Source organism: Gracilinema caldarium (assembly GCF_029265695.1).
Taxonomy (GTDB): domain Bacteria; phylum Spirochaetota; class Spirochaetia; order Treponematales; family Breznakiellaceae; genus Gracilinema; species Gracilinema caldarium_A.
Genome location: NZ_JAJUHW010000066.1, coordinates 1 through 10,257 on the forward strand (window position 1 = coordinate 1; position 10,257 = coordinate 10,257).

Annotated in this window: 7 protein-coding genes, 2 tRNA genes and 1 other RNA gene; 1 reads left to right on the forward strand and 9 read right to left on the reverse strand. The window is 49.8% G+C overall.

Features of this window, described 5'->3' with window-relative positions:
- From Q7P68_RS13355 to glpK, 3 genes are all read right to left on the reverse strand, one after another.
- Nucleotides 1-884 (reverse strand): peptidylprolyl isomerase (locus Q7P68_RS13355; protein WP_304226488.1); only part of this gene is annotated, 884 nt, incomplete at its 3' end.
- Between the two features lie 2 nt (nt 885-886).
- Nucleotides 887-3,598 carry a PAS domain S-box protein gene (locus Q7P68_RS13360; RefSeq protein WP_304226490.1) on the reverse strand — a complete coding sequence of 904 codons (2,712 nt, stop codon included), beginning with the start codon at nt 3,596-3,598 and terminating at the stop codon, nt 887-889.
- Between the two features lie 21 nt (nt 3,599-3,619).
- Nucleotides 3,620-5,116, reverse strand: a complete 1,497-nt coding sequence (gene glpK / locus Q7P68_RS13365) for a glycerol kinase GlpK (RefSeq protein WP_304226492.1) — start codon at nt 5,114-5,116, stop codon at nt 3,620-3,622.
- 97 nt (nt 5,117-5,213) lie between these two features.
- Here glpK and Q7P68_RS13370 point away from each other — a divergent pair, with 97 nt between their 5' ends.
- Nucleotides 5,214-6,917 (forward strand): hypothetical protein, encoded by a 1,704-nt coding sequence (locus Q7P68_RS13370; RefSeq protein ID WP_304226494.1) that lies wholly within the window; start codon nt 5,214-5,216, stop codon nt 6,915-6,917.
- A gap of 20 nt (nt 6,918-6,937) precedes the next feature.
- Here Q7P68_RS13370 and recR read toward each other — a convergent pair whose 3' ends face one another.
- From recR to Q7P68_RS13400, 6 genes are all read right to left on the reverse strand, one after another.
- Nucleotides 6,938-7,525 carry a recombination mediator RecR gene (gene recR / locus Q7P68_RS13375; protein WP_304226496.1) on the reverse strand — a complete coding sequence of 196 codons (588 nt, stop codon included), beginning with the start codon at nt 7,523-7,525 and terminating at the stop codon, nt 6,938-6,940.
- Nucleotides 7,525-7,848, reverse strand: a complete 324-nt coding sequence (locus tag Q7P68_RS13380; RefSeq protein WP_304226498.1) for a YbaB/EbfC family nucleoid-associated protein — start codon at nt 7,846-7,848, stop codon at nt 7,525-7,527. The genes recR and Q7P68_RS13380 overlap by 1 nt, the downstream gene beginning before the upstream one ends.
- An 18-nt stretch (nt 7,849-7,866) precedes the next feature.
- A complete protein-coding gene (gene dnaX / locus Q7P68_RS13385; protein ID WP_304226500.1) occupies nt 7,867-9,651 on the reverse strand; it encodes a DNA polymerase III subunit gamma/tau in 1,785 nt (594 codons plus the stop codon).
- 39 nt (nt 9,652-9,690) lie between these two features.
- Nucleotides 9,691-9,789, reverse strand: an RNA gene (gene ffs / locus Q7P68_RS13390) — signal recognition particle sRNA small type.
- 10 nt (nt 9,790-9,799) lie between these two features.
- Nucleotides 9,800-9,887: transfer RNA gene (locus Q7P68_RS13395), tRNA-Ser, on the reverse strand.
- Between the two features lie 253 nt (nt 9,888-10,140).
- Nucleotides 10,141-10,227: transfer RNA gene (locus tag Q7P68_RS13400), tRNA-Ser, on the reverse strand.
- Nucleotides 10,228-10,257: the final 30 nt, after the last annotated feature.

The following is a 10,257-nucleotide window of genomic DNA, read 5'->3' on the forward strand; positions in this document are numbered from 1 at the left end:
GGTATAACCCGGCCTGCACCGGCCTGAAACTGGAAGGGGCCGCCATGAAAGTCTGAGGCATCGAAGACCTCACCGTTCAGGAACATCCCCTTATAATTCACCGAGACAGTATTACCTGCTTGTACTTTTGTACCTGTTCCTTCTTTTAGTATCACATAACGGATTCCATTGGGAGTTGTCTGGGCCCCTGGATATTTGGTTGCAATTAATGCCAAGTCGTTCTGCCGTTTAGCTGCAACACGCTCAGCCGCGGCACTTGCAGCATTTTTAAGCAGACTGTCAAAGGCGGCCTGATCGTTCTTAAAGGCCTTCGCGTCATTGCCGTTTCGAATGATGGTAATACTCTTAATTCTATCGCCCTGCTGGATGGCATTTACCACATCCTGGCCTTCTACCACGCGTCCAAAGACGGTATGCTTTCCGTCGAGCCAGGGAGTTGCCTTGTGGGTAATAAAAAACTGACTGCCATTGGTTCCAGGCCCTGCATTTGCCATGGAAAGTACGCCAGGGCTGTCGTGTTTAAGGTCATCTACAATCTCATCGGGGAATTTATAACCCGGCCCGCCGGTCCCGTTTCCAAGGGGGTCTCCGCCCTGGATCATAAAGTCATTGATAACCCGATGAAAGGTTAATCCATTGTAGAAGGGTTTCCCGCCTGCGGCGTTCAGCTTGCCTTCCGCAAGGCCGGTAAAATTGCACACCGTGAGGGGCGTTTTTTTATATTCCAGCCGAACGATAATGTCTCCCTTATCGGTGCTGATTCGGGCAAAAAGTCCATCCCCCAGGCTGGCGTCTGAAGGCCCCGCGCAGGCCGTGCTTGCCAGTAAAAATAGAAACACTTTGCCGAGGCCTGTTCCGAGGTTTATCCCCATACGATCTTTCATGTTTACAGTTCTCCCAATGCGTGTTGTATTTGGCGTCGTATGCCTAAGGTTTCCCGGAGCAAATCCTCTGCGTCTTCTTTTAATACTTCCCAATGCTGTTCCTGAACTGCCTTTCGGTAGCGTTTTACGAGCTGAAGTCCCCGAATGCTTTCCAGGGCGGATAGTATACTGACCACGCTATGCAGCACTTCAGCAGCATCATTGTACTGTGATGCTTCATAGTACGCTTTAAATTGATCCATATGCTTGGGCAGATCCTGGGAAGCGATTAAAAGGAGCCGCCGGAATTCATCCTGAGATGACATATAGTGACGCTTAAGACTGTTAATATCAAAATATTCTTTTTTAGTCATTACCGAATCGATAAGATTGAGCAGTGTCATAGCATTGACCGGTTTTGACACATAGGCATCAAAATCGGCGAGGGACTCTTTATGTCCCAGCTCGGATTCGGTATAGGCTGTGAGTGCAATAATGGAAATGCGGGGGTCATAATTAAGACCCCGGTAGGACCGTATGGTAGACGCAGCGGTAATACCGTCCATGCCAGGCATTTGGAGGTCCATCAATATAAGATCAAAATCACCCTTTTCCAGTTTTTGGATTGCCGTAAGTCCGTCCTCTGCTACTTCGACCTGATGACCCGCTTTTTTAAGGAAATAATGGAGGTAGTCCCTGTTTACCGGATTGTCTTCTGCAATAAGTATGGAGAGCCGTTTTCGGGCTATATAGGTGAACTCATCAGACTGTACGGGGTTTCCCGTCGCTGTATTTACCGGTGTATAAAAGTAAAAGGTGCTTCCCTGGCCGGGGATACTTTCAAAAGTTATATCCCCGCCCATTTTGACCGCTAGTTCCTTTGAGATCGCTAAGCCTAAACCGGTTCCCTGGTATTTTTTATTGAGGCTGCTGCTTAATTGGGTAAAATGGCGGAAGAGTTTCTGCTGGTCCACTCCCGAAATGCCGATGCCCGTATCGCGGACCGAAACAAAGAGCCCCGGCATATTATCTTTAGCACGGATGGCACAATGAACTTCTACCGTGCCATTCTCGGTAAATTTGATTGCGTTGGATACAAGGTTGGAAATAATGCGGTTTATTTTAAGCCGGTCTCCGTTTATTATCGGAAATCCGCCATTATCTACAGAATAATGGAAACTGAGGCCCTTTTCTTCTGCCTGGGCTTTGAAAGGTAAAAGCAGGGCTTCTATGGTTTCCTCTAGCGAAAAGTTTTCCAGGTAGAGTTCGATGGCCCGGGCTTCTATTTTGGATAGGTCCAGGAGATCGTTCAGGATAGCTAAAAGTGTCTGGCTGGATGCCTGAATCGCTTTGATCCGGTCATACTGATCCTGCCGTGGGTTGTCGGTCAGCAGCACTTCAGAAAGAGAAATAATCCCCGCCAGGGGGGTGCGAATTTCGTGTCCCATGTTGGCTAAAAACTCGCTCTTTGCCTTGTTGGCTGCCTCGGCTGCTTCTTTGGCATTTTTAAGCATCTCGTCCAGGGTCCGGCGCCTAGTGATATCTTCCATGATGCATAGATAATGGCTTATGGCGCCTTTGGGGTCCCGGATAGCTGAAACGGAAAGGGAGCTCCAAAAGGGGTCTCCGTTTATCCTGTTGCAGCGAATTTCCCCTTTCCAGTCAATGCCTGCACGGATCGAGCTTAAGAGATCCTCATAAGTTGTCTGGTCTGCGGTGTTTACCAGGTATTCTTGGAATTTGCTTCCTATGGCAGCTTCCGGACCTGCTCCGGTCATGCTAAAAAAGGCTGGGTTGACATATTCTATGATAAAATCCTGATTGATGATGGATATTGCCACGGGGCTTTGATCGACTGCCTGATACATTTTGCGGAGCATTTCTTCGGATTTTCTCCGCAAGGTAATATCCCTAATAATGCCTACGGTACCTACGAATACCCGCTGGTCCGATCCTCCTACGGGTTGGTAGGCTCCGGCAGATGAAACTTCGCCGTAGGAAATTATGGTGGCGTACATTTCTTCATTTTTTCCAAAACGGCTTGTCTTGCGCTTAATTCTCAGTTCCAGGTTTTCGGTCTTTCGGTCCACGCTCCGCCGTTCATCAAAAAGCTTGGGAGCAAAACGGTTGCCGGTGTTGTTGTTTTTATACAGTTTAAGAATAGAATCCCGGCTTACCTGGGGAACGTCTTCTTCGAAAAGGATGGTACTGAAGTGCTGACCCAATAGTTCTTCTGGCTCATAGCCTAATGATCGGACCGCTTGATTTACAAAAGTAAAATGGCCCTGTGGGTCAAGCTCATATACCACGTCGGGAAGGGCTTCTACAAGGTTATGATATCGCTGAGAAGCGAAGATAAGTTCCTGCTGCAGGCTGTTTCGAATGTTCCAGATTTTATTCAGGGTAGTATCCAGCATGGAATACCAATCTGGATTGTCTATATAGATGTAGTCACTGGCTCCCTGGGCGAGTAGTCCATCAAGCCGGGCCTGTTCTGACCGTTTGCCAAGCACGATACAGGGAACAAAGGGATATTGGCGAAGCAAATCCTCTAGTGCGAGGTTTGCCTGAGCCAGAACCATATCGATGGCCTCCTGATGGAGCACATGAAAGGCCTCCAAAACTGAGGGCACTAAATGGTAGGAATGCTTAAACTCATTCTTTTCTAGATGGTGTTGGAATTCATCCTGTACCCCAGCATCGTCCAAAATGATAAGTACCCTGAGTTCTGGCATGTTGGTATGTTACCCCCTGGATTATAAATGACGGTAACTTCGGGCTGCATCGATAGCCCGATGCCATTGGTCGAGCAACTGCTTTCGGGTATCTTTGGTCATTCCCGGCTGAAACCGGCGCCGCATACGCCAGTTTACTTCAATGTCCCGCAGGCTGTCCCAATAACCTACTTCAAGTCCCGCAAGATACGCAGCTCCTAGGGCTGTTATTTCCATAACTTCCGGAAGTACAACCGCCTTGCCCAGTATATCCGATTGATACTGCATAAGGAAAGAGTTCGCCGCTGCCCCGCCATCCGCCTTGAGCTCCTGTATAGCCTGCCCGTAATCGCTTTCCATGCAGTCAATCAAGTCTCGAGACTGAAAGGCGATGCTTTCCAGGGCTGCACGAACTATATGGGCCCGGTTGCTGCCCCGGGTCAGGCCAACTATGGTTCCCCGGACATCCGGATCCCAATAGGGCGCACCCATACCGACAAAAGCAGGGACGATAAAGACACCCCCTGATGATTCAACCGATTTTGCCAATGCTTCTGATTCTGCCGAATTTTCGATAAGATGTAGTTCATCCCTGAGCCACTGTACTACGGCACCTCCTATAAATACGCTCCCTTCAAGGGCGTAGGTCGTTTCGCCGCCGATTTTCCAAGCAACGGTGGTAAGGAGGTTGTTTTTTGAGATGATAGGTTTATTACCCGTATTAAGAAGGGTAAAACAGCCGGTTCCATAGGTGTTTTTAACTGATCCGGGATAAAAACAGGCGTGTCCGAACAGTGCTGCCTGTTGGTCTCCGGCGACACCGGTTACGGGAATGCTTTTACCGAATAGTTCAGGCAAGGTTTGGGCGAAGAAACCCGAAGAAGGTAGGACTTCAGGCAATATGGCCCGAGGAACGCCGAATATTTTAAGGAGTTCATCATCCCACTGCAGGGTCTTAATATTGAAAAGCAATGTACGCGATGCGTTGGTAACATCCGTAAGGTGTTTCCCGGTCAGCTTAAAAATTAGCCAGGAATCGATGGTGCCAAAACAAAGCTCCCCTGCTTCAGCCCGGCTTTTTAAGCCCGGTATTTCCTGGAAGAGCCACATCAATTTGCTGGCCGAAAAATAGGGGTCCAAAACAAGGCCTGTTTTTTCACGGATCATATCCGAATGACCCAGAGCTTTGAGTTCCCGGCAAATATCGGCGCTCCGCCTGCATTGCCAAACAATTGCATTGTAGACCGGTTTTCCTGTTTTTCTTTCCCATAACAGGGTTGTTTCCCGTTGGTTTGTAATACCGATGGCTGCAATCTGATCCGCCGTAATTTGGGCCTGGGCGACCGCCTCCGTAGCTGCCTCGTACTGGGTTTTCCAGATTTCCTCTGGATCATGCTCCACCCATCCCCCTTGAGGATATATTTGGCGGAATGGCTTTTGGGAAAGGGCAATAACAGCCCCTGAGTGGTTAAACAGTATTGCCCGGGATGTAGTGGTTCCCTGGTCCAGGGCAAGAATATATTGCTGCGTAGCGGCCATAGGGTTTACCTCCAGCCATCAGTATACCATCGATTGCACAAAACCTGTGGTAAAAAAGTACTGGATAAAACCCCTTACAATAGATACAATGCTCCCAATGAGCGTCCTGGATCTGCAGACAGAATTACTACAAACAGAATATCCATTTCTTTCTTCCGATCATGATCCGGATATTGAACGTTATTATGATCTGCGTGCCCTCGGTCGTTCATCCGATGCGCTGGTGCTGTACCAAAGCCGGCTTGTCCCCCGATATCCCGATGATCAATTCAGAACCGAAATACTGCGGGCCTATCGAACCCGTTCGCCCCGCTATACAGCATTGCTCAAGCAAGCCTACCTGGCTTTAGGCCAAAGGGTTCTGGAACGTACCAAGAAGCTCATCAAATATATTGCTGTAAAGGCTGATTCATTTGATGAGACCGATGTGTACTCTACTATTAAAACAGCAGACGCAATTTTAGCTTTGCTGCCCCGGGAACGTTTTGAGGCCGTCATGGCTATGGAACGGCTCCATCGCTATGCGCAGCGTTTGCATTATTGCGAAAAATCTATGGCCAAGGCGGAAGCCCTTATCCGTGCCTACGTTACCGAATCGCTCTCGATTGTAGAAGAGGAACGGCAGCGCCGCAAAGCGTTGCAGGAACAAGCCCAGGCAGAAGAGCGCAGGCGGCTTGTTGCCCAGGATAAGGCAGAACTGCTTAAGCAGCGGAGCCTTGCGGAAAAACAAAGACATCAGCGGGAACTGCAGGAAGCTAAGCAGCAGGGGGCGCTCGGAAAGCATCGTGCTGAGTCGCCGCCGCCGCAGGTACATATTGATTTGAATGCGATCCGTTTTTCCGCCGCCGATATAGCCCGGATACAAATACCTCCCACGCTGAGCCGTATTGAAGATAAAACCCTTGCTTTTTGTTTTAAGTACTGGAATTTGGTGCATGATTCGGCCTTTGAGCGAATCCTCTTTCTCTATTCCCGAAAATATAAAACCAAGCATTACGAGGTTTTTTCTGCCATACAACGGGGGCGCCTGGGGGGTAAACGGGACGAAGAAATCCTTTCCTCAGTCATGAGCATTCTGATAACGGGGTACTACTATTCTATTCAGGGTGACCGCTATCTGCAGCAGCAGTGGGCTTTGTTAAAAGCAAAACTGGAAGGTAATGAAAAAGCCGGTCCTGAAATCGCCAAAAGAAGGACACCCCCCAGGCGCCGAACACGTACAAGTAACGCCGGGGGCAGTCGTACCGCCGGGATCGGCGGCACCGCCAGGGGCGGCAGTATTGCCGCTAGCGGTACTGCCGGGGGCAATGCGAGGAGTGCCGGCAGGCTTACAGCCCAGCCTCGGCTCACCGGCGTACTAAACGCCAGCGAGACTCACAATAAATCTGTAAGCGCTGCGGTCGTTCAAGAAAAAGCAAAGCATGTTTCAGATCTGAACAAACAGAAAAAGTCTGGGTCTTCTGGGGAATCAAAATTACGGGAAAATCCGGTTCGGCGGAATTCTGTTTCTGAACGGCTTATGCATCTATCCGGCCGATCCTATGATGTCTACCAGGATCTTTTTATGACCCATGTCCGCAGTGCCATACGCCGGGTTCTTGGAAAAGGGCGGGGTATCTTTTTCTCTCTTCCCCAGGAAGCAGAAGATCTGGTCTATGATTTCTTAAAACGCAATTACAGCAACCCCTATATGAATTGGGAGCAGAGCCAGGAACGGAAACAGCTTGAACAGCTTGGATTTTCCATACCGGCCATAGAACCCATTATTGATGAATGTTACCGCCTTATGGGTAAGAATTAAACCGGTAGCTTATGTACACCTTACATGGGAATGCGGCCGCGGAAACTGCGTGACAGGGTAAGCCGGTCCGCATATTCCAAATCGCCGCCAACTGGGAGCCCTGAAGCAAGCCGTGAAACCGTAACCCCCGTATCTTTTAGAATTTTATGGAGATATAGGGCCGTGGTATCTCCTTCTACGGTCGGGTTTAAGGCAAGAATAACCTCGCTAATGCCGTTTCGCCGTATGCGGTTAAGTAATTGGCCGATAGCGAGTTTCTCTGGGCCTATACCCTCCAAGGGTGCGATAAGCCCTCCGAGCACATGATAGCGGCCGCGGAATTCGCGGCCCTCTTCGATCACCCGTACATCCTGGGCCCGCTCTACCACGCATAAAAGCTGGGTATCCCGGCTGGGATCACTGCAAATGGCACAGGGATCTGTTTCGGTAAAACTGCCGCAGACCGAACAACGGTGAATTCGTTCGTGAAGCTGCTGCAGTTCCTCAGCCAGCTGCTGAGCATAGGTCGGGTCTGCATCCAAAATATAATACGCAAGCCGCCCTGCAGTCTTTTTCCCAATACCGGGCAGCTTGGTTAAATGGCCCACCAGCCGGTCAAGGGCATTCATTAGAACCCCAGCATCCCCGGGTTAATACCCAGCCCGCCAGCCATGGCTCCAAATTCGCTTTGCAGTCTTTCTTTAACCTTGTCCATCGCATCTGTAAAAGCGGCTTTTATAAGATCCTGAAGGAGCGGAATGTCTTCGCTGTTTACTGCTTCCGGGGCTATCCGGACTGCGAGCACTTCCATTCTGCCGTTCATATCGACCTGTGCCATACCGCCCCCGGCAGAACCGGTTACCACAATCGAACCGATCCGTTCCTGCATAGAGGCCATCTGTTCCTGGATTTTCTGTGCATTTTTAAGGATATCAAAGGGATTAATGTTCATGTTATAAACTCCTGTTGCTTATTTTATGCGTACGATGGTACCGCGGAACAGTTTGCGAACCAGTTCCACTTCGGCAGGGACTTGGTTTTCATCACCCTGCACTCCCGCCGATGTTTCTTTGGATACCATCAATTGTATATCAATCTGAAGATTCGTATATCCCATTCGGTGTAAAGCGCCGCTAATACTGTGCTTTTCCTTTTTCAGCAAATCTCCTGTTAAAGAGTCTCTGGCTGGGATGATAAGCTGCGGATCTAATCCCTCCTGGGTTTCCAATTTCCAATCCGCAGTTTTTTCGAGCCCCGATGCGAGCATTCCCCGCTCCTTTTTTAGCTGTCCTATCAGTTCTCGTCGGATTTCTTCGAGTTGACCCGCTTCCAAAGGCCGGGCTGTTTTCTGCTGATTGAGGGGACCATTCTCCTTTTCCTCAAGCCCATGGCGGGAAATTGGCGGTGTCTGCTTTTTGTCTTGTTGCTGAGGTTCCTCTTTCTTCTGCTCATTCGCCTTAGCCGCTAAAAACTGCTTAAATCCTTCGGTCAGAGACTGCCCAGATCCTTCTTCAGCAAGGTTTTTTTTTATCTGTGGCTCCGGTGCCTCCCGAACTGCAGCAGCTGGGGCAATCTTGGCTGCTGCAGGTTGAGGGGAGACACCATTATGAGGGTTTAGCAGGTTACTCCTGAGGTTTTCCACCATGTCTTTAAGTTCTGCCGTTGCTATCCATCGCTTGAGCCAGCATAATTTAGAAATCGCAGCCTCAAGCTCAAAACGGGGCGACAGGGAATACCGAATATCCCGATACACTCCCAGGAGTATGCTCAAGGCCTGTTCGATCTGAGGTGCCGATAAGGATTCTACTACTGTTGATGAAAACCGCTCGGCGCTGTAGCCTAAAAGTGCTTCCCGTCTGATACCCTGTTTAAGGAGCAAGATGCTTCTAAAATATTCTGCCATATCGATAACAAGCTGTTCTATGGAAACCCCCTGTTCAAGAATGGCATCCAACTGAAGAAGCGCTTCGGCGGCTTTCTCCTGTACGCAGGATTCCGCCAAGCTGTTTATGGCATCAAGCCCCACAAGGCCGAGCTTTTCCCTGATAAGCTCTGTCCGAATGTGTCCATCCGAAAAGGCCACTACCTGATCAAAAAGAGTGTATGCGTCTCGGAGGCTGCCGGTAGATTCCTTTGCAATCCAGAAGAGGGCTTCATCTTCCGCAGTAATATTCATTTCCCGGCATGCATCGGCGAGGATATTTTTAATAGTATCGATGGGGATGAGCCTAAAGGCAAACTGCTGGCACCGGCTTTTAATCGTAGCAGGAACCTTGTGAAGTTCCGTAGTGGCAAAAATAAAGACGATATAGGGCGGCGGTTCTTCAATCGTTTTAAGCAGGGCGTTAAATGCGCTGTTCGAGAGCATGTGCACTTCGTCGATAATGTAAACCTTGTATCGGCCTGAATTGGGCGGAAAGAGCACCTCGTCCTTGATCTGCCGGACATCGTTAACGCTGGTATTGCTGGCTCCGTCTATTTCAATAACATCAAGACTGGCGCCGCGGGCGATTTCAATACAGTTTGTACATACTCCGCAGGGAGTGGCGGTAGGGCCCTTTTCACAGTTCAAGGATCGGGCGAGAATTCGGGCCGCACTGGTTTTACCGCAGCCCCGGGGTCCGGAAAACAGGTAGGCATGGGCAATGCGTCCTGTCTCAATAGAACTCTTGAGGGTTGCAACGACGAATTCCTGGCCCGCCATTTCGTCAAACGTTTTTGGTCGTCTTCTTGTAGCGGTTACTTCATAAGCCATAGCGGTTAGTATACATGGAAAGGGGGCGAAAAAAAACCCCGCCGCCAGGATGGTCACGGCGCAAAAAGCAACTGCTTACCGTTGCTTCCTTCCGGACCTGGCGGGGTTGGGCAGCGCTTTTTCGCATGATTCCTGATGACGGGGAATACGGAGAGAGAGGGATTTGAACCCTCGGTACCCTTTAGGGGTACACACGACTTCCAATCGTGCACCTTCGGCCGCTCGGTCATCTCTCCAAGTAGACATTCATAAAATTTTTACATTCATGCACCGTTATATGCCCAAGGCATTCAACGTTACATTCCAGCGGAGAGAGAGGAATTCGGTCTGCCGCCCCGTACATCCTGTACGCGGCTTCCAATCCGCCTCCGCCTTCTGCCGGCAGCATCCTGCTGCCTTTTCCTCCCGTTGGTCGGCGAAGGCGTATAAGGCGCTAGTTGCGCCTTATTATTCGAACCCCTCGCTTTCATCTCCAACGTTACATTCTAGCGGAGAGAGAGGGATTCGAACCCTCGGAACCCTTACGAGTTCAACGGTTTTCGAGACCGTCCGATTCAACCGCTCTCGCATCTCTCCAATAAGCCTGAGGCTGAGAGGATTCGAACC

Excerpts from the sequence above, each read along its gene's own strand:
- Q7P68_RS13360 (WP_304226490.1), bottom strand. The coding sequence starts at position 3,598 with ATGCCAGAACTCAGGGTACTTATCATTTTGGACGATGCTGGGGTACAG.
- glpK (WP_304226492.1), bottom strand. The coding sequence starts at position 5,116 with ATGGCCGCTACGCAGCAATATATTCTTGCCCTGGACCAGGGAACCACT.
- Q7P68_RS13370 (WP_304226494.1), top strand. The coding sequence starts at position 5,214 with ATGAGCGTCCTGGATCTGCAGACAGAATTACTACAAACAGAATATCCA.
- recR (WP_304226496.1), bottom strand. The coding sequence starts at position 7,525 with ATGAATGCCCTTGACCGGCTGGTGGGCCATTTAACCAAGCTGCCCGGT.
- Q7P68_RS13380 (WP_304226498.1), bottom strand. The coding sequence starts at position 7,848 with ATGAACATTAATCCCTTTGATATCCTTAAAAATGCACAGAAAATCCAG.
- dnaX (WP_304226500.1), bottom strand. The coding sequence starts at position 9,651 with ATGGCTTATGAAGTAACCGCTACAAGAAGACGACCAAAAACGTTTGAC.